The organism is Burkholderia sp. Bp8986 (genome assembly GCF_003854225.1).
Lineage (GTDB): Bacteria > Pseudomonadota > Gammaproteobacteria > Burkholderiales > Burkholderiaceae > Burkholderia.
Genome location: NZ_QTQM01000003.1, coordinates 277,031 through 302,960, shown reverse-complemented (window position 1 = coordinate 302,960; position 25,930 = coordinate 277,031). Strand labels below are relative to the sequence as shown.

General features: G+C 68.3%; 23 protein-coding genes and 1 pseudogene. 5 read left to right on the top strand and 19 right to left on the bottom strand.

The window, feature by feature from the left end; all coding sequences use genetic code 11:
- Positions 1 to 75: 75 nt before the first annotated feature.
- The 3 genes from DID99_RS05315 to DID99_RS05305 form a co-directional block, all read right to left on the bottom strand.
- Complete coding sequence (locus DID99_RS05315) at positions 76 to 1,503, bottom strand: efflux transporter outer membrane subunit (RefSeq protein WP_124570437.1); 1,428 nt, start codon at positions 1,501 to 1,503, stop codon at positions 76 to 78.
- 422 nt (positions 1,504 to 1,925) lie between these two features.
- Positions 1,926 to 2,351, bottom strand: a complete 426-nt coding sequence (locus DID99_RS05310) for a DUF4399 domain-containing protein (RefSeq protein ID WP_124485920.1) — start codon at positions 2,349 to 2,351, stop codon at positions 1,926 to 1,928.
- A 42-nt stretch (positions 2,352 to 2,393) separates the two neighbouring features.
- On the bottom strand, positions 2,394 to 2,822 hold the full coding sequence (locus tag DID99_RS05305) for a DUF4399 domain-containing protein (protein ID WP_124485919.1): 429 nt from the start codon (positions 2,820 to 2,822) through the stop codon (positions 2,394 to 2,396).
- A 325-nt stretch (positions 2,823 to 3,147) separates the two neighbouring features.
- Here DID99_RS05305 and DID99_RS38440 point away from each other — a divergent pair.
- Positions 3,148 to 3,846, top strand: a pseudogene (locus DID99_RS38440) (caspase domain-containing protein); the annotation flags it as partial.
- Between the two features lie 3 nt (positions 3,847 to 3,849).
- The gene (locus DID99_RS38435) at positions 3,850 to 5,115 is read left to right on the top strand and encodes a formylglycine-generating enzyme family protein (RefSeq protein WP_409362692.1); all 1,266 of its coding nucleotides are present in this window, start codon (positions 3,850 to 3,852) and stop codon (positions 5,113 to 5,115) included.
- A gap of 68 nt (positions 5,116 to 5,183) precedes the next feature.
- On the opposite strand, the gene DID99_RS05295 is transcribed toward DID99_RS38435, so the two are convergent.
- The 6 genes from DID99_RS05295 to DID99_RS05265 all read right to left on the bottom strand — a co-directional run bounded on the left by DID99_RS05295 (position 5,184) and on the right by DID99_RS05265 (position 10,762).
- Positions 5,184 to 6,749 (bottom strand): methyl-accepting chemotaxis protein, encoded by a 1,566-nt coding sequence (locus DID99_RS05295; RefSeq protein WP_124666238.1) that lies wholly within the window; start codon positions 6,747 to 6,749, stop codon positions 5,184 to 5,186.
- A 421-nt stretch (positions 6,750 to 7,170) separates the two neighbouring features.
- On the bottom strand, positions 7,171 to 7,659 hold the full coding sequence (locus tag DID99_RS05285) for a GNAT family N-acetyltransferase (protein WP_260444547.1): 489 nt from the start codon (positions 7,657 to 7,659) through the stop codon (positions 7,171 to 7,173).
- A gap of 137 nt (positions 7,660 to 7,796) precedes the next feature.
- Complete coding sequence (locus tag DID99_RS05280; protein ID WP_044846549.1) at positions 7,797 to 8,546, bottom strand: amino acid ABC transporter ATP-binding protein; 750 nt, start codon at positions 8,544 to 8,546, stop codon at positions 7,797 to 7,799.
- On the bottom strand, positions 8,533 to 9,183 hold the full coding sequence (locus DID99_RS05275; RefSeq protein WP_124519822.1) for an amino acid ABC transporter permease: 651 nt from the start codon (positions 9,181 to 9,183) through the stop codon (positions 8,533 to 8,535). Before DID99_RS05275 ends, DID99_RS05280 begins: the two co-directional genes overlap by 14 nt.
- Positions 9,180 to 9,866: an amino acid ABC transporter permease gene (locus DID99_RS05270; protein WP_124528522.1), complete on the bottom strand. Its 687-nt coding sequence runs from the start codon at positions 9,864 to 9,866 to the stop codon at positions 9,180 to 9,182. The genes DID99_RS05275 and DID99_RS05270 overlap by 4 nt, the downstream gene beginning before the upstream one ends.
- A gap of 89 nt (positions 9,867 to 9,955) precedes the next feature.
- Positions 9,956 to 10,762: a transporter substrate-binding domain-containing protein gene (locus tag DID99_RS05265; RefSeq protein WP_044846546.1), complete on the bottom strand. Its 807-nt coding sequence runs from the start codon at positions 10,760 to 10,762 to the stop codon at positions 9,956 to 9,958.
- 532 nt (positions 10,763 to 11,294) lie between these two features.
- Between DID99_RS05265 and DID99_RS05260 the strand changes: the two genes are divergently transcribed.
- Complete coding sequence (locus tag DID99_RS05260; RefSeq protein ID WP_124666237.1) at positions 11,295 to 12,248, top strand: universal stress protein; 954 nt, start codon at positions 11,295 to 11,297, stop codon at positions 12,246 to 12,248.
- Positions 12,249 to 12,260: 12 nt separating this feature from the next.
- On the opposite strand, the gene DID99_RS05255 is transcribed toward DID99_RS05260, so the two are convergent.
- Positions 12,261 to 14,552 carry a heavy metal translocating P-type ATPase gene (locus DID99_RS05255; protein ID WP_124666236.1) on the bottom strand — a complete coding sequence of 764 codons (2,292 nt, stop codon included), beginning with the start codon at positions 14,550 to 14,552 and terminating at the stop codon, positions 12,261 to 12,263.
- A gap of 228 nt (positions 14,553 to 14,780) precedes the next feature.
- Here DID99_RS05255 and DID99_RS05245 point away from each other — a divergent pair, with 228 nt between their 5' ends.
- On the top strand, positions 14,781 to 15,398 hold the full coding sequence (locus tag DID99_RS05245; RefSeq protein WP_124485907.1) for a VTT domain-containing protein: 618 nt from the start codon (positions 14,781 to 14,783) through the stop codon (positions 15,396 to 15,398).
- Positions 15,399 to 15,636: 238 nt separating this feature from the next.
- Here DID99_RS05245 and DID99_RS05240 read toward each other — a convergent pair whose 3' ends face one another.
- From DID99_RS05240 to DID99_RS05210, 7 genes are all read right to left on the bottom strand, one after another.
- A complete protein-coding gene (locus tag DID99_RS05240) occupies positions 15,637 to 17,034 on the bottom strand; it encodes an ATP-binding protein (RefSeq protein ID WP_124666234.1) in 1,398 nt (465 codons plus the stop codon).
- Positions 17,031 to 17,696 carry a response regulator gene (locus DID99_RS05235; protein ID WP_124485905.1) on the bottom strand — a complete coding sequence of 222 codons (666 nt, stop codon included), beginning with the start codon at positions 17,694 to 17,696 and terminating at the stop codon, positions 17,031 to 17,033. Before DID99_RS05235 ends, DID99_RS05240 begins: the two co-directional genes overlap by 4 nt.
- Before the next feature lie 24 nt (positions 17,697 to 17,720).
- Positions 17,721 to 18,458, bottom strand: a complete 738-nt coding sequence (locus DID99_RS05230; RefSeq protein ID WP_124666233.1) for a cytochrome b/b6 domain-containing protein — start codon at positions 18,456 to 18,458, stop codon at positions 17,721 to 17,723.
- Positions 18,424 to 18,945 carry a diheme cytochrome c gene (locus tag DID99_RS05225; protein ID WP_124666232.1) on the bottom strand — a complete coding sequence of 174 codons (522 nt, stop codon included), beginning with the start codon at positions 18,943 to 18,945 and terminating at the stop codon, positions 18,424 to 18,426. The genes DID99_RS05230 and DID99_RS05225 overlap by 35 nt, the downstream gene beginning before the upstream one ends.
- Before the next feature lie 12 nt (positions 18,946 to 18,957).
- The gene (locus DID99_RS05220) at positions 18,958 to 19,320 is read right to left on the bottom strand and encodes a DUF1924 domain-containing protein (RefSeq protein WP_260426165.1); all 363 of its coding nucleotides are present in this window, start codon (positions 19,318 to 19,320) and stop codon (positions 18,958 to 18,960) included.
- A 311-nt stretch (positions 19,321 to 19,631) separates the two neighbouring features.
- On the bottom strand, positions 19,632 to 22,010 hold the full coding sequence (locus tag DID99_RS05215; RefSeq protein ID WP_124666231.1) for a serine hydrolase: 2,379 nt from the start codon (positions 22,008 to 22,010) through the stop codon (positions 19,632 to 19,634).
- A 121-nt stretch (positions 22,011 to 22,131) separates the two neighbouring features.
- The gene (locus DID99_RS05210) at positions 22,132 to 22,596 is read right to left on the bottom strand and encodes a carboxypeptidase regulatory-like domain-containing protein (RefSeq protein ID WP_124570435.1); all 465 of its coding nucleotides are present in this window, start codon (positions 22,594 to 22,596) and stop codon (positions 22,132 to 22,134) included.
- A 469-nt stretch (positions 22,597 to 23,065) separates the two neighbouring features.
- On the opposite strand from DID99_RS05210, the gene DID99_RS05205 reads away from it, so the two are divergent.
- The gene (locus DID99_RS05205; protein ID WP_124666266.1) at positions 23,066 to 23,563 is read left to right on the top strand and encodes a lecithin retinol acyltransferase family protein; all 498 of its coding nucleotides are present in this window, start codon (positions 23,066 to 23,068) and stop codon (positions 23,561 to 23,563) included.
- 278 nt (positions 23,564 to 23,841) lie between these two features.
- Here DID99_RS05205 and DID99_RS05195 read toward each other — a convergent pair whose 3' ends face one another.
- Positions 23,842 to 25,098 (bottom strand): putative glycoside hydrolase, encoded by a 1,257-nt coding sequence (locus tag DID99_RS05195; protein ID WP_124666229.1) that lies wholly within the window; start codon positions 25,096 to 25,098, stop codon positions 23,842 to 23,844.
- Positions 25,095 to 25,895, bottom strand: coding sequence for a polysaccharide deacetylase family protein (locus tag DID99_RS05190; RefSeq protein WP_124666265.1), 801 nt, complete (start codon positions 25,893 to 25,895; stop codon positions 25,095 to 25,097). Before DID99_RS05190 ends, DID99_RS05195 begins: the two co-directional genes overlap by 4 nt.
- Positions 25,896 to 25,930: the final 35 nt, after the last annotated feature.

The window sequence follows — 25,930 nt, the reverse complement described above, 5'->3', positions numbered from 1 at the left end:
GAAAAAAGTTTAGGCGACGGATGGCGGTAGTCAATCGGCTGGCGCCGATCGCGCGGCTGCGCAGGGCTGGCGTGTTCATTGCAGCGCGTGGCCGGCCGGCTCGCTGCCTGCATTCGAGATTTCGACCGCGCGCCAGCCGCCGCCGATCGCCTTGTAGAGCGTGACCGTGTCGCTCAGAATCTGCTGATGATTGGCGAGCAGCGCGAGTTCCGCGGATGCCACCGAACGCTCCGATTCGAGCACCTCGAGTTGCGAGACGAGCCCTTCCTTGAGCTGCGCCTCGACCTGCGCTGCGACGGTGCGCAGACGCGCGCTCTGCTGCTGAAGCTGTATGCGCTGCTGCTTGTGCGCGTCGAGATCGACGAGTGCATTTTCCACCTCCTTGAACGCGGTAAACACGGTCTGCCGGTACTGCTGCTCGGCGACCTTGGTCTGCGCCTCGGTCGTCTTGATGTGCGCGCGCACGCCCGGGTCGAACATCGGCAGGTTGATGCTCGGCAGGAAGCTGAACGTGAAGGCCTTGAAGAGATCCGACAGCGCGAACGCCGCGGTGCCGCCACGCCCGGTCAGGCTGATCGACGGCAGCTGCGCCAGCTTCGCCGCGCCCACTTCGTCATACGATTCGAGCACGCGATACTGCGCGGCGACGACATCCGGCCGGCGCGCCAGCAGTTGCGCGGGCAGCCCCATCGGCACGTCCGGCAGCTTGACGCGCTGCCGGAGATGGCCGGCAGGCATCCTGAATTCGCCGGCCGGCACGCCGAGCAGCGTCGCGAGCGCGTTCTCGGCCGTGTCGCGCGAGCGGTGCAGTTCGATCAGTTCGTTCGCCAGCCCGTTGATCTCCGCGCTCTGCCGCAGCACTTCGGTCTGCGGCGCGATGCCGTTCGCCAGCATCGACTGGTAGATCGCGAGGATCTTCCGGTTCTTGTCGAGCGTGCGCTGTTCCTGCTCGATCTGGTCGTCGAACTGGAGGATCCGGAAATACGTACTCGACACGTCGGCGACGAGCGTCAGGTAGCCGGCGCGCCAGTCGGCTTCGGTCGCGCGGTATTCGGCCTTCTGCGCCTGCACGCCTTTCTCGACCTTGCCCCAGATGTCGATCTCCCAGTTCACCTGGCTGCCGAGGTTGTAGGACTTCGACAGCGTCTGATGCGTGTTCTTCTCGAAGTCCACGCCCGCGCCGAGATCGGCGCTCGGCAGCGCGCCCGCCTGGACTTCGCCGACCTGCGCACCGGCCACGCCGATGCGCGCCGCCAGCACCTTGATATCGACGTTGCCCGCGATGGCCTTGTCGATGAGCGCGTCGAGCGTCGGATCGTCGAAGCTCTTCCACCACTCGGCGTTGACCGCGTCCGACGCGGATACCGGCCCGTGCGCATGCGCCCAGGTGGTCTTTGCCGGCATCTCGGGGCGCTGGTAGACGGGCACGTTCAGGTCCATGCAGCCGGACAGCAACGCCGCGCATGCGCCGGCGGAACCGGCGATGCGGGCCAGCGAACGCATGAGGCCGCGGCAGTTGCGCGTGGCAGTCGGCGACAGGCAGGTGTTCACGATCGACTCCTTGGGCGGAACGCGGCGACGATGCGGGATCGGCGGAAGTGTTGGTGTCGATGCTGCAGCGTGGCACGCTCGCGTCTCATCTCGCATGGGGCGTGCCAGCCGCTCGCGAGGGCGGCGGCAATCGTGCCGGCAGGCTTGCCGGCGCGGGTCCGGGTCACGAAGACGGGAATTGGAGCGACGTGTGCGCGGCACCCGGATCAACGGTGCGTGATGGGGCGTCGCAGACAGTTCGGGCTCGGGATGTCGGGTGTGCGCCGACACTTGGCGCATCGGCGGCCGCACCGCCGTCCGGCGCCCGCCCGCTCACCTGCTCGCGTGAGCGCGAGCGCGCGTACGTCGGCGATCGCCGATCGGCGTGCGCGACGTCACTTCACGTAGATCGTGATTTTCTTCGAGTAGACGGGGGGATTGTGCGGCACGTGGTTGGCGTCGCCCATCAGGAGCTGCAGCGTGTGCTTGCCCGGCGGAAGCTCCAGCGTTGTCTCGGTCTCGCCCGCGCCGAAATGCAGGTGATTGCGGTCGGACGGAATCGGCTGGTCCATCGGCGGCAGGTCCGTATCGACCAGCAGGTGATGGTGGCCCGTGTTCGGAAACTGCACGTGCGACGGCGCGACACCCATGTCGCGCAAGCCGAACCACACGCGGAACGGACGTCCGGCCGGCATCACCTGGCCATCGTTGGGCCAGCCGATGTAGACGACGGCCTTCGGGGGATGCGTGCCGGTCTCTGCGGTCGCCGCCCCCGTCCATAGCAGCGTCACGGCAACGGCGAAGAGGATGAGCTTGTTCATGGCGGCAATTCCCGGTTCGGGCGGCAGGCGCGGCATGGCGCGCTACTTGACCGTGATCGTGATCTTCTTCGAGTACACCGGCGGATCGTGCGGCACGTGGTCGTGGTCGCCCATCAGCAGCTGCAGCGTGTGCTTGCCGGGTGGCAGCTCGATGCGCGCCTCGGTTTGACCGGCACCGTAATGGAGGTGATTCCGGTCCGACGGTATCGGCTGGTCCAGCGGCGGCAGATCGGTATCGATGAGCAGATGATGGTGGCCCACGTTGGGCCGCTCGATGCCTTTCGGGCAGATGCCCATGTTGCGCAGGCCCATGCGCACCCAGAACTTGCCGCCCGTGATCGTTGCGCCGTCGGACGGCCAGATGATGTAGGCCTCGGCGCCGGGCGGCGAAGTCGTACGCCCGGCGGCGAACGCGATCCTCGGCGCCAGGACGGTGGCGGCCAAAGCCAACAAGGTAGCCCTTCTTCGCATCGTGTTGCTCCTCGCGTGGATGGCGGCGCGCGGCGTCGGACAGTGGAGCGTGTCTAACAGCTTAGGACGTAATCGACAGGAAGGCACATAACGATGTTCCAGGGTAACGGGCCGGCCGCGATGCGCGGATCCGTATGTCCGTTTTTTGCAAGACCCGCGGGTGGATCCGGTGATCGCCGCCAGGCGCACGTGCTATCTTGAATGTGTCCCGGCCGCGCCCGTGCCTGCCGCAAGCCGGCATTGCGCTCGCCGCGACCGAACACCCGGCAATGGCTGCGCTCCGCCTTCGGCATCGGGTCCGACGGCGCACCCTGGGGGGCTCAACATGTGGCGAATACTCCTGCCCGCATGCCTGCTTGCGTCGATCTCGGTGGCATCGAGCACGTGCTCCGGCGAGGACATGCATGTTTTTCCCGCACCGCCGTCGGCGTCCGCGCGCGCCCCGTCAGCCGAACCGCGGCGCGTCGCGCTCGTGATCGGCAACGGCGCCTATCGCGATCATCCGCTCGCCAATCCCGTCCATGACGCCGATGCAATGAGCGACGCGCTGCGCGCGCTCGGCTTCGACGTCATCACGTTGCGCAACGCAACCCGGCAGCAGATGCTCGACGGGCTTGCCGCGTTCGAACGCCACGGCGCGGCCGGCGGCACCGGGCTGGTCTATTTCGCGGGCCACGGCGCCAGCGTCGGCGGAGCGACATGGCTCGCGCCGGTCGATGCCGACGTCGGCGCGCCGGCCAGCCTGTCGCGAACGGGTATCGACCTGCAAACCGTGTTCGATGCGACGTCGCGGCCGCGCGGCGACCGGATTGATCTGATCATTCTGGATTCCTGTCTGATCGCGCCTCCCGGTGCCGGCCACGTGGCGGCCCCCGAGCCGCCGCCGCATACGCTCGTCGCATACGCGGCAGCGCCGGGCGCAGGTGCGGCCGACGGTACGGCGCACGGCGTCTACACGGCAGCGCTGCTGCAGACGCTCGCGGTGCCGGGGCTCGGGATCGCACAGGTCTTCGACCGTGCCGGCGCGATGGTCGAACGCGCCACCGGGCATCGGCAGACGCCGTGGATGGCGTCGTCCCTGTCCGGTGCGGCAGCGACGTTGGCGTTCACCGGGGCGCGTCGCGCTGGAACCGGCGACGCGCATGCCGGCGTCGGCACGGCGCAACGATCCGACGTGCTGGCGGACGTCGGCGTCGTGGCGCTCGATAGCCGCGGCGTGATGCCGAAAGACAGCGCCGAACAGTACGAAATCACCTTCTGGGAGTCGATCAAGGACAGCAAGGAGGCGGGCGACTACGAAGCCTATCTGAAGACCTACCCGAACGGCCGCTTCGCGCAGTTGGCGCAGGCTCGTCTCGCGCGACTGCGCGCGGCCGCGCCCAAGGCGCCAGCGGCGTCCGCGCCCGCGCAGACGGCGAGCGCCGCGCCGGCCCCCGCCGCCGTTTCGGCTCCGGCTCCGGCTCCGGCTCCGGCGCCGGCGCAGCCCGCGCACACGTCCGGCTCGACGCCGAAAGCGCCGCCGCCCGCTGCCGCGGCGGCCCCGCCGGCACCGCCGCAGAAAGGCGGCGCGACGACCGCCAATGAAATCCACGATTGCCCTGCCTGCCCCGCCATGCTGGCGGTCAGTCCGGGGGCTTTCACGATGGGCAGCAATTCGGGCGATCCGTCGGAAAAACCTGCGCATCGCGTGACGCTCGATCACGCCTTTGCGCTGGCGAAGTACGGCGTGACCGTTGCGCAGTGGAACGCGTGCCGCGATGCAGGCGCCTGCCCGCGCCTGCCCAACGACAGCAACACGGCGGCGAACGCGCCGGTGCGCGACCTGAGTTGGGACGATGCGCAACTGTACGTCAAGTGGCTGTCGAAAATCAGCGGCAAGTCTTACCGGCTGCCGACCGAGGCCGAATGGGAATTCGCGGCCCGTGGCGGCACCGCGACGCGCTACTGGTGGGGCAACGAGATGCGCCCGGGCAACGCCAACTGCAAGGACTGCGGTCAGCCTTGGCATGCCGACGCACCGGACAACGTCGGCTCGTTCGCGGCCAATCCGCTCGGCTTCTACGACATGGGCGGCAGCGTATGGGAATGGGTCAGCGACTGCTGGCACAACTCGTACAGGAATGCGCCTGCCGACGGCCGCTCATGGGACGAGCCGAATTGCCAGGTCCGCGTCATCCGCGGCGGCTCGTGGCGGGATGGTGCAGGCTACATGCCCGTTTCGACACGCTTCAAGTACGACAGCAGCGTACGTTATTCGGCAAACGGGTTTCGTGTGGCGCGGGACTTGAAGTAGGCGGATCTCGGTTCGAGAACGGCCGGCCGCCGCGTGCCGGTCATGCAGATCGATTCGGCCGCCCGGGTTCACGAATCGGCGTGCGAGGAACCGATCCGAAACACCGAGACAGTCGCCTCCAGCTGCCCCGCCTGCTCCCTCAGCGACAGCGCGGCCGCCGACGCCTGCTGAACCAGCGCCGCGTTCTGCTGAGTGACCTGATCCATTTGTGTCACCGCCTGATTCACCTGTTCGATGCCCCTGGACTGCTCGTCGGACGCGGCGGCAATCTCGCCCATCAGCACCTGCACCCGTTGCACCGACGTCAGGATCTCCGACATCGTCCCGGTCGCGCGATCGACCTGTCGCGCACCGGTCTCGACGCGTCTCAGCGAATCCGTAATGAGTTCCTTGATCTCCCGCGACGCCGTGGCGCTGCGCTGGGCGAGCGAGCGCACTTCGCCTGCGACGACCGCGAATCCGCGCCCCTGCTCGCCAGCCCGCGCTGCTTCGACCGCCGCATTCAGCGACAGGATGTTGGTCTGGAATGCAATGCCTTCGATGACGGAGATGATTTCGGCGATCTTGCCAGACGCTTCCGACAGGCCGCGCATCGTGTTCACGACTTCCTGCGCCGCCTGATTGCCCTCTTCGGTCAGCTGCGCCGCGCCTTGCACCACCTGATTCGCCTGCTTCGCGTTCTCGGCATTCTGGCGAACCGTCGAAGTCAGTTGTTCCATCGAGGCGGCCGTTTCTTCCAGCGACGCGGCCTGCTCTTCGGTCCGTTGCGACAGGTCCATGTTGCCGGCCGTGATCTCGCGCGCGGCCGTCTCGATCGAGTGCGCGCCATCCTGCACCACGCGAATCGTCTGCAGCAGCTTGTGTTGCATCGCCTGCAGGCCGGTCATCAGTTGCCCCATCTCGTCGGTCGAATGGACGTCGATCCGCGTCGTCAGGTCGCCGCCGGCAATCGAGCTGAAATGATCGAGTGCGTGCGCGAGCGGCGCACCGATCGCGCGCTGAAGCGACCACCACGTGAGTACGGCTGCGCCGAGCGTGACCAGAATGCCGGCGATCGCGATCCCGACGAACCAGTGGAAACGCGCCTGCGCGGCATCGAACGTCACGCGCGAGGCCGTCATCTGGATCCGGCCGAGCGCGTCCATCGCGTCGGAGACGTCGATGAACAGCGACGGCGGAATGTGCCGCCAGACGTCGGGGATTTTCGCGGGATCGTGCGCGGCAATGGCGCTGAACATCGGTTCGAGGCCGTTCTCGACGAGCGCGTTGAACTTCGTGTTCGCGTCGGCCGCGAGGCGTGCTTCTTCCGGGCCGGAGAGCCGCAGCGCGCGATACGCGTCCCACGCCTTTTTCGACGCGGCGAGCAGTTCACGGGACGACGCGGTTTCCTGCGGCACGTCGGGGCCGTCCGGATCGAGCGCGATGCGATACAGCCATAGACGGGTTCTCGACAGCGCGACATTCGCTTGCCCCAGCGCCTCCGATGATGCGAGCCGTTCGGAATAAAGCGTCCTCACGTCGTCGTTGCTGATCGCCACGCCAATCACACCGATGATGCCGCCGATGACGAGCAGTACGCCGAGAAAACCCATCGCCAGCGCCAGCCGGGCGCGAATGCTGAAATTCCTGATCATGATGAGGGAAGCGTTGAGCACGAAGCCGTTGCATGCGACGCATGCGTGTCAAGCCGATCGAAGGCGGCACGTGCGAGACCGATGCCTCGATAACGACCTGAGCGGCGCGTGAATTAGTGCGAAATCGACAAGGAACGCTTCCGGAAACGATGCGTTATGCGCAGAATTTCGGCGTGGTAGGTGAATCGCCGCCCGTCCGGCGTGTGCGGCCGCTTCGTCTGCGAACCGTCGTGAATGAAGCCCCCACCGGCCGCCTGCGAAACCCGCCGCATGGCTTCATGCGAAACCGTGCCGTCACGCCATGCGTACTATCTCGTCGCGCGTCACGAGATGACCGAGGCGCCGCTCGTGACCGCGTTCACGGCGTGGCTGCGCGCGCGCGTCGCGTGATGCGCGCACGTGTTTGCGACGAGGCGGGAAGTCAGGAAACGAGACTCGCGAAATCGTCCCACACCATCACGATGTTCCGCGATCGCCAGATCGGCCCCGCATCGACGTACTCGCCGGCCAGCCGGCCGTTCAACGACGCGTAAAAGGCGATCGCGGCGTCGTTTCCCTTGACGACGCTCAACGCCGCGCCCCGGTACCGCATCGTTTGCAGATGCGTTGCGAGCCGGGCGAGCAGCGTGCGGCCGATGCCGCGACGCTTGAACCCGGGATCGACGGAACTTGATCTCGCCACGGCCGCCGAAGATCGGCTCCGACGGCGCGCCGGCCGCGCCGATGCCGACGATCGTGCCGTCGGTTTCCGCCACGAGCACCAATTGGTCGCGCTCGTTCGACGCCAGCTTTTCCCGCCATGTCCTGCCGCGATGGCGCTCGTCGAGGACGGCGTGCGCCTGCGCCGGCGCGAGATCGCGATAGGTATGCCGCCAGACCTTGACGTGAAAATCGGCGATCGCCTGCGCATCGTCGAGGTGGGCAGACCTGACGGATATTACGGACATGGAAGACTCTCTCGGCTGGCTTGGCACACGCAGGCGCGGCGCACGAGCCGGATTGTCGACGATCGGGGCGACTGTGTCAGCACCCCGCGGGCGTCGCGAATCAGCGCGCAACCGCTTCCGTGTTCCGGACGCTGCCCAGAAACCGCGTCAGCTCCACCGTCTGCGGCCGCTCGAAAATCTCTTCGGCCGTCCCGCTCTCCCACACCCTGCCCTGATGCATGAACACGATCCGGTCGCTCACCGCACGCGCGAAGTTCATCTCGTGCGTGACCATGATCAACGTCATGTCCTCGCGCGCAAGCTGCGCGACGACGCCCAGCACCTCGCCGACGAGCTCGGGATCGAGCGCGGACGTGATTTCGTCGCACAGCAGCACGCTCGGCTTCATCGCGAGCGCACGCGCGATCGCGACGCGTTGCTGCTGGCCGCCCGACAGTTGTTCCGGAAACGCGTCGAACTTGTCGCCGAGGCCGACGCGCTCGAGCATCAGTTCCGCGATCGCGCGCGCCTGCTGGCGATGCGACTTTTTCACGACCGACTGCGCGAGCATCACGTTCTGCCCGGCGCTCAGGTGCGGAAACAGGTTGTACTGCTGGAACACCATGCCGACCTTCAGCCGCAGCGCACGCAGGTCCGCGTGCCGCGCATCGACGCGTTCGCCGTCGATCGAGATCGTGCCCGCGTCGATGCTCTCGAGTCCGTTGAGCGTGCGCAGCAGCGTGCTCTTGCCCGAGCCGCTGCGGCCGATGATCGAGACGACCTGCCCGCGCTCGACGGAGAAATCGATGCCCTTGAGCACATGATGGGTGCCGAAGTTCTTTTCGAGACCACGGGTTTCAACGAGCGGCATGCCATCTCCTTTGCAACGTGCGCGCATAACGGGTAAGCGGATAACAGAGCGCGAAATAGATCAGCGCGACGAGGCCGTACACGACGAACGGCCGGAACGTCGCGTTCGAGATCGCGATGCCGACCTTCGTCAGCTCGGTGAAGCCGATGATCGACACCAGCGCCGTATCCTTCACGGCCTGCACGCCGAAGCCGACCGTCGGTGCGATCGCGATGCGCGCGGCCTGCGGCAGGATCACGTGACGCAACTGCTCGACGTAGCTCATGGCCAGGCTCGCCGACGCCTCCCACTGCCCTTTCGGCACCGCCTCGACGCAGCCGCGCCAGATTTCGGCGAGATACGCGCTGGTGAAGAACGTGAGCCCCGCGGTGGCCGCGATCCACGGCGGCACGTCGAGCCCGACGAGCGGCAGGCCGAAGAACACGATGAACAGTTGCATCAGCAACGGCGTGCCCTGGAATATCTCGATGTACAGCTTCGCGACGCCGCGCAGCAGCGTCGAGCTCGACACGCGCATCACGAGCAGCCCGAGGCCGACGAGGCCGCCGGACAGGAACGACACGATCGACAGCACGATCGTCCAGCGGGCCGCGAGCAGCAGGTTCGCGAGAATCTGCCCGAACGTGAAGTCGATCATCGCGCACCTCGCACACGGCGGGAGAACAGGCGGCGCCCCATCGAGCCCAGCGTGGCACGCAGCAGCAGCGCCATCGCCAGATACGCGAGCGCGATGACGATGTACGTCTCGAACGCACGGAAGTTGCGCGACTGAATGTAGCCGGCCGCATAGGTCAAGTCGGCCACCGAGATCTGCGACACGACCGCCGAGCCGAGCATCGTGATCACGATCTGGCTCGACAGCGCCGGAAACACCTTGGCGAGCGCCTGCGGCAGCACGACGTGGCGCAGCATCTGCGCGCGCGACATCGCAAGCGCGGACGCCGCCTCCAGATGCCCTTTCGGGACGGCGGCGACGCCCGCGCGCACGATCTCGACCGAATACGCGCCGAGATTGAGCGTCATCGCGAGGATCGCGGCCGTGTATTCGTCGATGTGCACGCCGAGCGCGGGCAAGCCGAAGAAGATGAAGAACAGCTGGACGACGAACGGCGTGTTGCGGATCGCCTCGACGTACGCGCCGATCAGCGGGCGCAGCCGCACGGCCGCGCGCGCGTCGGCGCTGTACGCGGCCGCGCCGAGCACGCCGAGCGCCACGCCGAGCACGGTCGCGACCGCAGTGAGCGCGAGCGTGATCGCCGCGCCGCTCGCGAACACGCCGGCGTATTCGGCGAGCTCGCCGAATTGAAGCTGGTAGCTCATGACGATTGAGTAAAGTCGGGTTCGGACAACGACACCCGCCGCGCCGGCGATGCCGGCCGCGGCGATGTATCAGGCGACACTGCGATTCGTCACAGTCCGGCCGGCAACGGCTGGCCGAGCCACTTCTTCGACATCGCGCCCAGCGTGCCGTCCTGCTTCGCATGGGCGATCGTGTCGTCGATCTTCGCGAGCAGGCGCGGTTCGTTCTTGTTGACGCCGACGAAGCACGGCGAATTCTTGATCACGAACTTGACCTCGGGCCGGCGCGGCGGATTCTTCGCGAGAATCGCCGCCGCGACGATGTTGCCGGCCGCGATCAGTTGCACCTGCCCCGACAGGAACGCCTGGATCGTCGCGTTGTTGTCCTCGAAGCGCTTGATCGTCGCGTTCGGCGCGAGCTGCGACAGGGCGATCTCCTCGAGCGCGCCGCGGGTGGCGCCGACCGTCTTGCCGTTCAGGTCGGCGGGCGCGCTCACCTTCACGTCGGCCGGCCCGAACACACCCTGGAAATACGGTGCGTACGCGCTCGAGAAGTCGATGACCTTCTCGCGCTCCGGTGTCCTGCCGAGCGACGAGATCACCATGTCGACCTTGTTGGTCGTCAGGTACGGAATCCGGTTCGCACTGTTTACGGGCACCAGCTTCAGCTTCACGCCGAGCGACTTGGCGAGGAGTTCGGCCATGTCGATGTCGTAGCCCTGCGGCTGCATGTCCGTGCCGACCGAGCCGAACGGCGGATAGTCTTCGGGCACCGCAACGCGCAGCGCGCCGTTTTTCGCGATGGTGTCGAGCGCGTCGGCATGCGCCGGCGCGGCAGCGAACAGCGCCATCACGGGGGCTGCGATCAGCGCAGCCAGCCAGGTGCGTCGGGGGAACGGTCGAGTCGTCGGGCTCACGGTGAATCTTCCTTGTCTGGTATGTCGTCGGGCAGCGCGCAACCGTTGCGCGGCCGCGGGTACTCCAGCAAAAACCGGGCCACCGCCGTGAAACGCTTGCCGTACCGGCACTCGACGGAAATTCCGGCGCACCGCATTCCCCATTTCGGTGCGTGGGCCGGCGCCGGCGCCAGCCGCTGCCCTCGCAGCGCGCGCCGGCGCACCAAATTACCTAACCGGTTCATTCCGCGAAGCGGGGCCGGTGCATGGGGCGCATGCCGGTTCCTGGGCATTGATCCGGGACGCCACGATCGGCGAATCGCAATCGGCACTGCGTCACGCGGCACGCTCCGGGGGCGCCATAAACCAGACGAATCGCCGGCCGTCGAACGTGCACCGCATCGCCGCCGCGACTGATCGAAGACGTCGACGTGACCGCATCCGGCCCTGGGGACCACGAAGACAAACGCGCTTGACGAAAGTCAAACCCGCGGAGACGACAGGTGCAAAAAATTGCGTATGCAGGATCGCCGATTGCCACCGGGAGACATTCATGAGCGCCAGCACTTCAACCTTCCAGGCGGCGCCCGCGCTCCAGCGGGTGCTGATCGCCATCGACGGTTCCACCGCATCCGATCAGGCATTGGCGTATGCCAGGGCGTTCGTTCCACCGAATGCATCGGTACGCATCGTCAGCGTTGCGGATAGTCCGCGCACACTCGTCCCGCGCGGAGCGAGATCGACGGCGTTTCTCGAATCGGCCCGCGACGAATTGCTGCGAGACGCATCCGACGTGCTGTCGCGCGCCCGAAGCGCAATGGCGCGCGACGACATCGCGGTCGATACGGAAGTCGTCGACCTGTCCACGCACGGCGGGGATATCGCGCATGCGCTGGCCGACAGTGCGCAAGCCTGGCAGGCCGAACTCGTGATCGTCGGGGCACGCCAGCATCACGGCCTGCGCGCGTGGATAGAAGGAACGGTTTCCGGCCCGCTCGGCACGCTCGTCGGTTGCCCGCTGCTCATGGTTCCGGAAGGTTTCGGGTCGGTGGCCGAGCGCCTGCCGCGGCGGATGCTGTTCGCCGTCGACGGAAGCCCGATTGCACTTCACGCATTGCGAACGGGATTGAAATTCTCGTGGCCCGACACCGAATTTCGGGCGATATACGTGCTCGATCGCGCCACGCAGCTGGGTGATTTCGTCCCCGTCGAGACGCTGGAAAAGGCGTTGCTTGGCGAAGGCAATCACGCACTGCAAAAAGCCATGGCCCTGCTCGACGGCATCCCCGCCGGGCGCTCGCAGTCGCAGCTGATCGAAACGAATCGAACGGGCGAAGACGTGCCTCACCTGATCGTGCACGACGCGATCGAATGGAATGCGGACTTGATCGTCATGGGTACCCACGGGCGGCGCGGCGCCACGCGCTGGCTGGTCGGCAGCGTGGCCGGACGCGTTGCGCGCATCACGAAAACGCCGGTCCTGCTCGTGAGTGCGCCGCGTGCATGACGCGCTTCGTCGTCACGCATCCGCTCCGACGGCGTGGAACAGTTCCTCCTCCTGAGCGCAATGCAGGCGTACGATCGCTTCCAGCCCGTACAGCAGGCGTTGTATCGCCTGCACCTGCATGGCGTTCGTCCCGTCGCCCGGCAGGTCCGCGACCATCTGCCGGAGCGATCGAACCATCCTGAAGATCTCCCGGTGCGCGCCGCTCATCGCCGCCAGCGGGTCCTCGCCACCGAGCAGCGGCGCGAGGCGCGCGTAGACGTCCCGATCGTCGGCGCGTTCGTGCGGCAGCAGCCGTTCGTCGAGCGAGTCGATCAGGCGGACGAGCTCGCCGGCGATGGCGGCCCCGGACAGGTGCGGCAGGCGATCCGCGAGATCCCTGATCTGGTCCAGCAACGGTGACAATGCCGTGTGCTCGCGCTTGAGTTGCTCGACGTCGACATCCGCGAGCCGGGCGTCCGTCGGCCTCGGGCGAACCAGCAACACGCGCAACGCATTGACGATGACGGCGACGTCGATGACTTCCTGAATCACCGCGCCGGCAATCGGCGGCAGGAATCCGGCCGCCGCAATCGTCATCGCGACGATCGACAGCGACATGCCGGTCACCACGCTCTCGAGCGCGATCCGGCGCGAGCGTCGGGCGATTCGCATCGCATCCACGAGCCGATCGAGCCGATCCACCAGCAGAACCACGTCGGCCGCCTCGGATGACGCGGCCGCGCCCCGCGCGCCCATCGCGATACCGACGTCGGCCGTCGCCAGCGCCGGCGCGTCGTTCACGCCGTCGCCGACCATGATCGTCACGCCTTCCTTGCGCGCGGCCTGGATGGCGGCGAGCTTGTCCGTCGGCGTCTGCTCGGCGCGCACGTCGGTGACGCCCAGCAACTCGCCGACGGCCTGGGCGATGTCGCGCCGGTCGCCGGTCAGCATGACGAGGCGCGCGACGCCTTCGCGTTTCAGCAGCCGCAGCGCCCGCGGCGTTTCCAGCCGCACCTGGTCGGCCATCTGGATCGCGCCGATCATGACACCGTCGACACCGACGAACACGGCAGTCCCGCCCTCGTTGCCGACCCGCTTCAGGAACGCGTCGCTCCACGGGGCGGCCGTCGAGCAGGCGCGGACATACCCGAACTTGCCGATCGCGACGGTCCGGCCGTCGACCCGGCCCGTCACGCCCTCGCCCGCCATTTCCACGACGACCGACGGCGGCGACAGCGTGATCCGGCGCTCCCGCGCGGCGACCGTCAGCGCATCCGAAATGACGTGCCCCGAAGCCTGGGCCAACGACGCGGCGAAATGCAGCACATCGTCCGTGCCGACGTCCGCGCCGCATTCGATCGCAACGATGCGGGCGCGCCCTCCCGTCAGCGTCCCGGTCTTGTCGAAGAACAGGATCGTCGCTTGCGCGAGTCGTTCCAGCGCGCCCCCGCCCTTGACCAGGATGCCGCGTTTCGAACAGCGCGACATGCCGGACACGATGGCGACCGGGACGGCGAGGATCAACGGACACGGCGTGGCCACGACGAGCACGGCGAGCGCGCGTGCGACATCCCCGGCCAGCAGCCAGGCGATGCCCGCGACGAGCAGCGAAGCGAGTACGAAGAACGCGGCATAGCGATCCGCGAGACGCACGGACGGGCTGCGCTCGCGCTGCGCGCGTGCGACCAGGCGGACGATACCGGCAAACGTGCTGTCACCCGCCGTCGTGCGGGCCACCATTTCGAACGGCGCGCCGGCGTTGACCACGCCGCTGCAGGCGCTTTCTCCGGAGCGTCGCCGCTGTGTGCTCGACTCGCCCGTCAACATGGATTCGTCGAGTTCCGCATCGTCGGTCAAGGTGCCGTCGACCGGCACGAATTCGCCGCTTCGCACGAGCAGCCTGTCACCGGGAACGAGCGTTTCCACGCCAACGGAACGCCACTCACCGTTCTCGAACCGGGTTGCCTGCCGAGGGGCACGGCCGAGCAGCGCGGTCATCTCGCGTTGCGCGCGGTCTTGCGCATACCGCTCCAGCGTCCGCCCGCTGGCCAGCATCAACGCAATGACCGCGGCGGTCAGCGTCTCGTCGAGCGCGATCGCCAGGCCGATCGCCAGCCATGCGAGCACATCGATGCCGGCTTGCCGTCTCGCCACGGCCCTGGCAAGCGATACCGTCAACGCGAGCAGGACCGGCAGTGCACCGAGCAGCCAGACGACGCGCGCGAACGAAGGCAGGCCGAACGCAACGCACACGCCTCCTGCGGCGAGCGTGACCGCCGCCAGAACCAGCAACACGAGATCGATCGACCAGCGGATTCGCGACATGACGATTGTTCCGATCGCCGCGCATGGCGGCGTTCGCCGCATCCGGTTCCGGTTGTGGACGGCGTGGCACCAGTCTAGGAAACGCCGCGGCTCGGCCGTTGACATGGGTCAGCACGACGCGCCTCCCGCGACATGCCGGCGCGGCGCGCGGCTTGACGTGAATCAAGCCGTCAGCCACTTTCCTCAGCAAAATTGAATCGTGAAACCGGATGGCCCGGAGTCGATATCGTGCTGACGCTGGCGGTACTCTTTCTGCTGATTCTGCTGCTGAATCTCATGCCGGCATTCGCCCCGCCCACCTGGATGGCGATGTCGTGGGTCGGGTTCAACCTGCCGGACGGCAATCCGTTCATCTTTGCCGTCGTGGCGGCCGGCGCGGCCACGACCGGCCGCGTGATCCTGGCGACCTTCGCACGATCGCTCGTCCGCTCCCGCTGGATACGCGAATCGGATCGCGAGAATATCGACGTCGCCACGCGCTGGCTGCGAAAGCACCGAACGCTCACCGCCGGCGCGTTCTTCTTCTATGCATTGAGCCCGCTTCCGTCGAACTATCTGTTCATCGCGTACGGACTGTCCGGGTTGCCGCTCAGAATCATCGCGGCGGCCTTCTTCATCGGCCGCGCAACCACCTATGCGATCTGGGCGCATCTCGGCCGGTTCGCGTCGACCCGGCTGGACCTGGAATCCGAACTCGAAGGCACTTATCTCGGCGGATACTTCGTCGTCACGCAACTGGTGTTGCTCGGCCTCGTATTCGTGTTGATGAAGCTCGACTGGCGCGCGCTCGTCAACGAACGTCGGTTGACGTTCCGGCGCGGCCATCATCCGCGCAGCTCCGATTGACGTTCGCGTATGCGGCGCCCAGGCCGGGCACGTCGGCTGCCCGGGCCTGTCTGCCCGCCGCGAATGCCTGCCATGACTTCAGCGACGCTTTCCCGCTTGCGCGGATCGACGTGCGTCATCACGTCCGGATTCGGTGTGTCCGGTGGCGAACGCGCGATCCCGGTCGCGATCGCCCGCTTCCGGAACGTCCGGCCGCCCGGCGAACGCGTGCCGTCTGACCGGCGGCGTACATGATCGATCAGCGCGCGGCCGCACCGGATCCATCGGCTGCATCGGCAGGCGGCCACGAAACGGCCACGCGCAGTCCACCGAACGCGGGCGATCGATCCACCTGGATGTCGGCCTCATGCGCGGCTGCGATTCGCCGCACGATCGACCAGCCGAGGCCGCTCCCGCCCGGCCGGGTTCCCGCCGGCCGAAAGAACCGTTCGCCCAGCCTGCGCAGATCGGCGTCGCCGATGCCCGGGCCGCTGTCCTCGACCCGCAGCACGGTGCGCCGGTCTCGTTGGCCGACGGAAACGGTGATGCGCGCCAGCGGCGGGCTGTAGCGAATCGCGTTGTCGACCAGATTGCGCACCATCGCCGCAAGCAAGGCCTCGCTGCCGGCGACGATACATGGCGATGGCGCATCGAACTCCAGCTTCTGCTGCTTCCCGATCGACTGTGGCGCGGCCTCCGCGACCACCGCTTTCGCCAGGACCGAAACATCGACCGGTGCGCGCTCCGCCAGTGCGCCCGCGTCGAGACGGGAAAGCAGCAGGAGCTGGTCGACCAGACGCGCCGCGCGGTCGCACCCTTCGAGCACGCCCCGCAACGCGTGCTGGCGCCGCTCGTCATGGCGCTCCGCCAATGCAACCTGCGCCTGCGCCTTGATGGCCGCGATCGGCGTGCGCAACTCGTGCGCGGCATCGGCGGTGAATCGGCGCTCCGCGTCCATCACGGCACGAATCCGCTCGAACAGGCCGTTCAGCGCATCCAGCATCGGCCGCATCTCGAGCGGCGTCCGGTCCAGCCGGATCGTGTCGAGCGCCTGCGGATTGCGCTTCGCCAGCGTTCGCCCGAAATCGCGCAGCGGTGCCGTGCCGAGACGAACCGCCCAGCCGATGGCCAGCACCAGCAACGGCAACGCAGCCGCCATCGGCCAGAATGCGCTGCGCATGACGGCGCCCAGGATCGCCTTGCGTGATTCGATTCGTTCGCCCACGAATACCTGAACGTCGCCGCGCACGCCGTGCACGACGAATACCCGCCATGCATTCCCGTCGATCACGACGGTCCAGAATCCGGAGGCCCGATCGCGCGCGGTCAGCTCGGGCGCCACCATCGGCCGCGACGGCGCGTTTTCGGAATGCAGGCCGAGCCGGCCTTCATGAAACACCTGAAAGGCGACACGGGGGCCGTATGGATGAAGGATCGGCGCGTCGATCGCATGGTCGTCGTCATCCGGCCCGCGCGCCTGTTGCGCGACGAGCAGTGCCGCCGCCTGCGCGAGGTGGCCGTCGAGCAGCCGGTCGATCTCGCGCCGCGCATCGAGCCAGGTCAGCAGCAGCGTCGACAGCCAGACAGCCAGGACCACGGCCGGCACGAGCGTCAGCAGCCGGCCGTGCAGCGAGCGCGCGGGCAACAAGGCTTTCATGCAGCGTCCCGCATGAGCACGTAACCGACGCCGCGAACCGTCCGGATCAGCTCGCTGCCGAGCTTCGCACGCAGGCGATGGATGTGCACCTCGACGGCGTTGCTTTCCACCTCCTGCCCCCAGCTGTACAGATACTGCTCGATCTGCTCGCGCGACAGGACCCGGCCGGCATTCAGCATCAGGATGTGCAGCAGGTCGAACTCGCGTGTGGACAGCGCAACGGCCACGCCGGCGCGGCGGGCGGTTCGCGACGCGGGCTCCAGCTCGACGTCCCGCGCCTGGAGCCGCTCCGCCGGCCGGCCGTGGGCACGCCGGACCAGCGCTCTCAGGCGCGCGCCGAGTTCGTACAGGTCGACGGGCTTGACCACGTAGTCGTCGGCGCCCCCGTCGAGCGCCCTGATGCGGTCGGGCACGGCATCGCGCGCGGTCAGGATCAGGATCGGCAACGCTATGCCGTCGCGACGAATGCGCTGCAGGACGTCCATGCCGTCCACGAGCGGCAACCCGAGATCGAGGACCGCCGCGGCATGCGCATGCGCGCGCAGTTCGCGCTGGGCCGCGTCGCCGTCGCGTACCCAGTCGACCCGGAACCCTTGCTGGCGCAATCCGGCACGGATCCCGTCACCGAGCAGGACATCGTCTTCCACGAGCAGGATGCGCACGATCGAGCACTCCGCCTGCGGCCGTCAATCGTCGTCCCGGCCCGCCCCGTGGGCGGGGCGGCCGGTGTCCGTCGCGACGGGCCGGCCGGCTTGCACGGGCTGCGGCGCCGCGTGCCATTGCGTCCACCACCAGCCGAGCACCGCCGCCGTCATGACGACGGCAATCCCCCACCCGGCACGCCGGATGCCGTCGATCGGCGCACCGCGCTTGTAGCCCGTCACCATCGCCCGGGCCAGATTCTCCCGATGCACGACGCTGCTGACGAGTACGGCAGCGACGTGTACCGCAACGAGCGCGAGCATCGCGTTCGCCGCGCCTTCATGAAGATCGCCGAACGATGCGCCGCTGCCGGTGTACGCCGCCCAGCCGGCGACTCCGGTGACGACCGTCATCGCCAGCATGGCGACGATCGCGACCGCGCCGGCCGGATTGTGGCCGACATGGTGTTCCGGCCGGCCTTTCGCCAGGCTCAGCGCGTAGCGGAAAACGGCCGCCGGCGAACGGACGAACGACGAGAACCGCGCATGACGCGTGCCGGCCACGCCCCATACGACGCGAAACGCGACGAGCGCCAGCATCGTGTAACCGAACGCGACGTGCATCAGCCGCCACCGCTCGCTCTCTGCGGTCAGCCACGCGCCGGCAAAGGCGACGGCCGTCAGCCAGTGGAATACGCGCAGCGGAGCGTCCCAGACCAGTATCCGCGCGGGACGCGAGCGCTCCGGTTCATCGTGTGCCGGGGATGCGGACGAATCGTTCATCGAAATTTCCTTTGTCTGCCTGCGTATGACATGCGGCGCAATTCGACGGCCGCTTCACGGCGGGGCTGCGCCACACGGACGCGGGAACCTCGTCGTGCGTGGCGGCGAACCATGCCGACCGGGTAATCCGGTCTTCCGGCGGACGGCGCGCCGCGGCACCCGTCGCCGCGTGTGCCGTCAGCCAGGTTTCCAGTTGCGCGATGGTCGCCGGGTCCAGCGTCGCATCGGTGCCGAAGTGGCGATCGAGACCGTTCACGATGCGGCGCCACGACTCGGCGGGCAGCGCCCCGGGCGGATAGGCGACATGGCAGGTCGCGCACTCCTGCTGGTACCTGGGCAGCAACGGAGTCGCGACGCTCCGCATCTCGTCTTCCGCCAGTGCCGCGCGCGGCAGCAGCGACGTAATCAGCATCGCGAGCAGGCTTGCCCGCACGTGTCGCAGCGGGGCGATCCTGCCCGGAACAGTGGTCGAGTCGACGTGGTTCATGATCGTTCGCCGTCAGGGTTTCAGGCTCATGAGCCAGCTCAGGACATCCGCCTTCTCGGCTGCCGAGCATTCGCGCCCGACGACGTCCTTGCAGTTTCTGCGGAACCATTTTTCGGTCCGCGCCTCGTCCGTGAACCGCGCGGGATTGAACGCGGGCGCGAGCGGCTCGATGGTCTTGCCGGTGACGACGTGCCGGCCCGGGCCGGTCGGCGTGCTTCCGTGACAAGTCGCGCAACTCCAGTCGCGCCCATGCCGGGACGTGAAGAACTGCTGTCCCCGCGATGGCGCGGCGCTCGTGCCGGCCTGCGCCGCATAGCCGTCCAGCAGCCGGGCAGGCGTTTCGGCATGGGCGCAAGCCACGACGGCGAACAGCATCGATACGGCAAGGCGCGGGTGACACAGCGTGCGAACGCAACGGGATATCCGCATCGTGATTCTCCTGGGCGATGCGTTCATGTTCGGGCCGGCTCCTTACCGCATTCTTAAGGTTCGGACGCGCGGCTGCCGGCGTGCCATTGCATCAGCGCGACGACATGTGAAGCGACCATGAATCGACCGTGGAGACATCGCGCTCGCGATCAGGATCCCGCCGCCGGCTCGTTCACGCTTGACTCAAATCAAGCCTGTCGGGAAAGCAGGATGCATCGGACCGGTGAATCGGGCGCCCGTCGGCGCGCGGCACGGACTCAGTACAGTAAGAACGCCGCCCGTTCGCGCGCGAACGCGGCATTTTGCGCATCGACGACACGTTCGATCTCGTCGGGCGAGCGCCCCGCCTCCAGCATGTCCGCCACCTCGCGCGAGCCGATCGATGCACGGATCGCATCGATCCGGAACTGCGCCGGATAACGCCGGTGCAGCGCCAGCGCGAGTGCCAGCCCGATCTCGCCTGGCCGTGTCGCGCCGGGCGGCCGTTCGATGCGCACCCCTTCGCACATCCTGCCGCGATACGGCCCCTCCGCCGGCACGAAGCGAACCGGCGAGAACGTCGCGTCCAGCCGCATCGCGCGAAGATCGTCGGCGAGGATGCGCCCGTCGATCCACGGCGCGCCGACCACGCCGAACGGTGTCGCGGTGCCGCGCCCGACACTGACCGCCGCCCCTTCGATGAGCCCCGTCTCCGGGTAGAGCGACAGCGCGGCGCCATCGCGCAGGTTCGGCGAGGGCGGTACCTGGCCGAGCCCGGTGTCGCCGAAGCGCATCGCGCGCACGTAATGCGCCATCGGCACCACGGTCAGCGCCGCGCCGACGTGCAGGCGGTCGTTGAACAGCCGCGCGAGCTCGCCGAGCGTCATGCCGGGCTGGAGCGGCAACGGGTAATAACCGGTGAACGTGGCCGGCCCGGCATCGGCCACGGGGCCGCCGAACGCATCGCCGCCCAGCGGGTCCGGGCGGTCGAGCACCAGCACCGGGCGCTGCGCGGCGGCGCCGGCCTCGAGCGCGTAACCGAGTGTGGCCAGATAGGTGAAGAAGCGTACGCCGGCGTCCTGCAGGTCAAGCACCAGCACGTCGACGTCGGCGAGCAGCGCGGGCGCGATCCTGCGCCGGTCGCCGTAGAGGCTGTGAACCACCACACCGGTCGCGGCGTCGACCGTGTCGCCGAACGTCTCGTCGACGTCGGTGCCGAGCCCGTGCTCGGGTGCGAACAGCGCGACGAGCCGCGCGCCCGGCGCCTGTGCGAGCAGGTCGGCCGTGCGCCGGCCGAACCGGTCGAAGCCGCTGCGGTTCGTGACGAGCGCGATGCGCTTGCCCGCGACGGCCGCGAAGCCGTTCGCCGCGAGCACGTCGATGCCGGCCAGTACCGGCCCGCGCGATACCGGCAACCGGGCGGCCTGCGCGACGGCCGCCGCCATTGCGGGCACGCGCGTCGCGATCCGCGCCGGCGTCACGGGAGCGGCTTCGCTCGATACGATGCCGAGCACGAGCGAGCGCAACGGCAACGCCGTGCCGGTTTCGTCGGGATACAGCCGGCTCGTGAGCACGACCGCGAAGCGGCGCGTCACGGGATCGATCCACAGCGCCGTGCCCGTGTAGCCGAGGTGTTGCAGCGCGCCGACCGGCGGCAACCGGTAGCGGTTCGCGACGAGCGGCGGCGCGACCGCCCAGCCGGGCGTGTGCGGGTCGCCTTCGGCGTCGAGCGTGGCCGGTGTCTCGAGCGTGGCGACGCTGCGGCGCGCCAGCACGCGCGCCGGGCCGAGCGCACCGCCGTTCAGCAGCATGCGCGCGAAGCGCGCCAGATCGTCCGCACTCGCGAACAGGCCCGCATTGCCGGCCACGCCGCCCAACGCGGCCGCGACGGGATCGTGCACGCTCCCGCGGAGCAGCCGGCCATCGCGCACGGCGGTGGGCGCCACGCGCGCGAGCAGCGGCGCCGGCGGCCGGAACGCGGTGCTCGCCATCCCGAGCGGCGCGAACACGTGTGCTGCGCACCACGCGTCGAGCGGCCGGTGCGACACGCGCTCGACGATCTCGCCGAGTGCCACGTAGTTGACGTCGCTGTAGCGCACCCGGGTGCCGGCCGGCGCACCGGGTGTCATCGCGACGATGTCGGCCAGCACGGCGGCGCGGCTGCGCAGCGCGCGGGACGACGACACGCCGGCCGGCAGCCCCGACACGTGCCCGAGCAACTGGCGGATCGTGATGCCGGCCTTGCCGTGCGCACCGAACGCGGGCCAGTAGCGCGCGACCGGCGCGTCGAGGCTCAGCATGCCGCGCTCCGCGAGTTGCATGACCGCAACCGCCGTCGCCACCGGCTTGGTCAGCGACGCGAGATCGAAGACGGTATCGGCCGTCATCGCCTCCGCGTGCTCGCCCGCCACGCGCAGGCCGCGCGCGACGCGTACCCGCACGCCGTCCGCATCGCCCGTCACGACCACCGCGCCGGCAAGATGGCCGTCGGCGATCTCGGCGGCGACTGCCTCGTCGATCGCGGCGGCCTGCTGCTGCGCGGCGGCCGTGCCGGATTCCGCGTGCGCACCGGCCGATGCAAGCGCGAACAGCAGCGCGCCGGTCAGCGCGGCAGCGCAGCGGGAGTGTCGCGATCGAGACTGTTCCACGGCATTCATTCCTTCGTGCCGGTCGCAGCGGCGGAGTCGAGCCGCGCGCGGAGAACCGCCGCGCCGCTGGCGCGAGCGCCGCGCATCGCCGCCTCGCCGGTCCTGATCGAAAGCGCGACTGGCGTGCCGGTTATTGCGGCGATGCGGAACAATCCGCACACAGATGCATAGCGCCTTGCCGTTCGGGGTCGTGCCAGTAGAAGCGCACATCGACGGCGCCGCGCGCCGGTACGACGACGTGCCGGACTTCCTGGACGGCCCTGTCGTGCGCGGACACGGTATATCGCCCCGGCGGCACGCGGGCGAACAGGAACGGCCCGTTCGTGTGCGCGTCGAGAAGCGTCGCCTTGCCGGACGACAGCGTGACGTCGACATCGGAAAGATAATGGCCCCGCTTCGACGCGAACGTGATCCGCAGGTTGTAGCGAGGCGCGACATCGCGAAACGCGGTGACCTCGTCCTGGCCGATTCCGCCGGTGATATACGCGACACCGTTGCGCATGATCGGCTCGGTCGACGTTTCAGCCAGCGCGTTCGTACCGATATTCAGCAGGCAGGCTGCCAGCAGCAGCATCTTCACGGTTCCGGTCCACATCTTCACTCTCCTGATCGAGCACGCATGGCTGCAATGCCGCCCGTCCGGTCGCGGAACGTGTCGCGTGCGGTGACGTCGCTCGTTCGAGTCGACGACGCTGTCAGCGTCGCGCGGAACGCCGATTTCCCGTTGACTCAAGTCAAGTGCGCGCCTGTCGACGCCGAACGAGGCCGGACGGCCCCCCGCGAGACAGTCATCGCGCCCCATCTGCCCGGGCGTCGCGGCACGCCTGAAAACACGGGGGAGCGGCATCCGGACGGCGCAATCGTCCGTAACGGCTGTCAGCCGATATTGCACGGCCCGTCGGAAATTTCCGACACGGCGGCCCGACGTCGGACAGCAAGCTCAGGCCACGCTGATTGTTCCGCGCGGCGCCGCTGTCAATACTGGAGACGTGACAGGAAGCAACGTGTTTCGCGGCCGGCGCGCGGCCCTTCCGCCCCGCCGCCGCAGGACCGAGGAGCTGGCGATGATTGATCCGACCGCAGTGCACGCCGACGACGCCATGCCGGATGGCGAACCGCCGGTCGGTGCCCACCTCGTGACCCGCCGCCCCGGTTATCTGCATCATGGGATCTACATCGGCGACGGCAACGTGATTCACTACGCGGGATGGTCACGCCATGCGAGCGGCGGTCCGGTCGAGGTCGTCACGCTGGACGGCTTTCGTGCCGGTTTCGGGCTCGCGGTCATCCGCCACGCGCGCACGCTGTACGACGGAACGGAAGCCGCGCGCCGCGCGGCATCGCGCCTGGGCGAATGCCGATACCGGCTGCTCACGAACAACTGCGAGCACTTCTGCCTGTGGTGCCTTTTCGGTGTGGCGAGGAGCGAGCAGGTCGCGTCGTGCCTGCGCAACCCGGCGCATGGCATCGCGGTCGCCGTCATGCTCGTCGCGTGCGTACTGGCCGCGCGGTGGCATCCGGCGATGACCGGGCGCGAATGCACGGCACGGTGTATGGCGTAGTATCGACGGCAGGGCCGTCGTTCAGTCATTCATCGACTCGACCGTCACCCGCGGCCACGAAAGACGGCATGCGCACGCCCCCACCGTTTCGCCTGCGCGATCGCGATGCGGATCGCGCTGCCCTCGGAACGCCCCTGCCGCAGCAGCGCGTTGGCAATCTCGATCGCCTTGCCGCGAACCGGCGGCGGCAGATTCCGCATCGAAGGCGGATAACGTTCGTCATTCCACGGCATGATCGATTCGCGCCCTGCGCGTTCGCGCCGGTCTGCACGTGCCGCTCAGCGCGGCAACGCGGCAGGATCGTAGCGATTGCGCGGATTCCACAGCATCCAGCCGTCCGTGCCCTCCGCGTCGGCCGCGTCGACCTGCGCGCGAATCTCGTCCGCATCGAACGGCCGGCGATCGAACGCATAGTCGCGAAACGCCTGGAGCCACGGCCGAAACCGGACACCGTCCAGTCCGGTCCGGCGCTTCGCCTCGGCCAGCGACCGCGACACGATCTCGCCCGGATGCTCGGTCGGCTTGCGGCAACCGGGCAGGCCCCACGTGAAGCCGGACGGATACAGCATCGGCGACACATAGTCGACGACCGGTCCGAGCGCGTCGAGCCGCTGCCCGATCGCGGTGTCGTCGGCATTCCAGCAGACGTACCCGAAGATGTCGGCCGACATGTACAGGTTGTACGGCCGCAGCCGTTCGCGCGCGCCGGTCAGGAATCCGGTGATCGCCGCGACCCGGTTGGCCTCGGTATTGGACTCGCCGAACCGAAGGCCGTTGGCGTCGGGAAAACGCAGGTAGTCGAACTGGATTTCGTCGAAACCCATGCGGGCAGCCTCTTCGGCGACATCGTAATTGTGTTGCCAGGCCGCGCGCGACGTCGGGTCGATCCAGCGCTGATGCTCGCGGTCCTGCCAGATCTCGCCGGCCGCGTCGCGCACGGCCCACTCGGGATGAGCGCGCGCCAGCGCGTCGTCCTTGAACACGACGATGCGGCCAATCACGTAAAGACCGCGCGCGTGGAACGTCCGCAGCAGGTCCGGCAGATCGGGCGGATGCACGACGGCGCCGGCGGCATGGTTCGCGGCACCCGAGATTTCACGCGCCAGGCTGCGATACGGCGTCACGCCGCTGTCGCCCTTCACGTCGATGACGAGCGCGTTGATTGCCGTCTTGTCCTGGAGGGACAGCGCCGCCTCGCGCAGCGTGCGGTCGGCGACGCCATAGGCGGACAGATAGACCGCCTTCGGACGCACGGGCGTCATCCGGATCGTCTGCGCGACCCCGGCCGGCGCGAGCGTGACTTCGGTTCGCGCGTAGCCCGGCGCACGCACGCTCAGGCGCGTGCCCGCCGCGTCGATCTCCAGTGAAAACGCGCCGTCGCGATCCGCGGTCCGGTTCACGCCCGACGCATGCCCGATCGCGCCGGCGAGCGGGTGCCCGTTCGTCGCATCGACGACGGTGATCGTGACGGGCGCCGCCCGGGCAGCGAAGCCGGCGAGCGACACGAGCAGGCAGATGATCAGGCGTTTCATCACGGCTGACTCCCGGCGGTTCTCAGCAATCCGTTCATGCATCGTGTGTCGCAATCGTCCGTCATCAGATAGCGCGGCAGTGCCATTGCCGGGTCGGTGACACGAACGGGGCGCGCGTCGAGCGTGAATGCCGCGACGTAGCCTTCGCGTGCGGCCAACTGGTCGGTCTGTTCATCATGGACGCCGAACGGCCAGGCCAGCAGCCTGACCGGCTCACCGGTTTCGGCCTCGAGCCGTTCGCGGGACCGGCCCAGCTGGAACGACACGAAGCGCCGGTAGTCGTCCGGCGTGAGCCGGGCGCGCTCGGTGCGGAAATTCGGATGCCAGTACGTATGGGACTCGATGTCGAACCCGCCGGCCCGCCCGAGCGTGCGCAGCTGGTCCCAGGTCATCGCATAGCCGGCGTTGGAGATGGCGGATGGATAGATGAACAGCGTGACCGGCATCGGATGGGCGCCCAGCAACGGGCGCAGCACGTCGTAGACGGAGCGATGACCGTCGTCGACGGTGATCGCGACCGCCCGCGCCGGCACGGCATCGGCCTGGCCGTCGTGCCAGCGCACGACGTCGGCGAGCGGCACGATGCGGTAGCCGTTCGCCTCGATCGCCTGCAGCTGGTGCCGGAAGGTTTCGGTACGCACCGTCATCGAATCCAGGCGCGCGGTGGCGAACCGGTGATAGACCAGGATCAGCACACGCTGCGGGGGCGAATCGACGGTCGCGACGTCGGCGGACGAAACCGGCGACGCGGCCGACAGCAGGAGCAGGCTGGCGATCAAGGCGGTCAGGCGAACGGCCATGGCGGACCTCGTGGAATGGCTGCCCCATTTTTCGC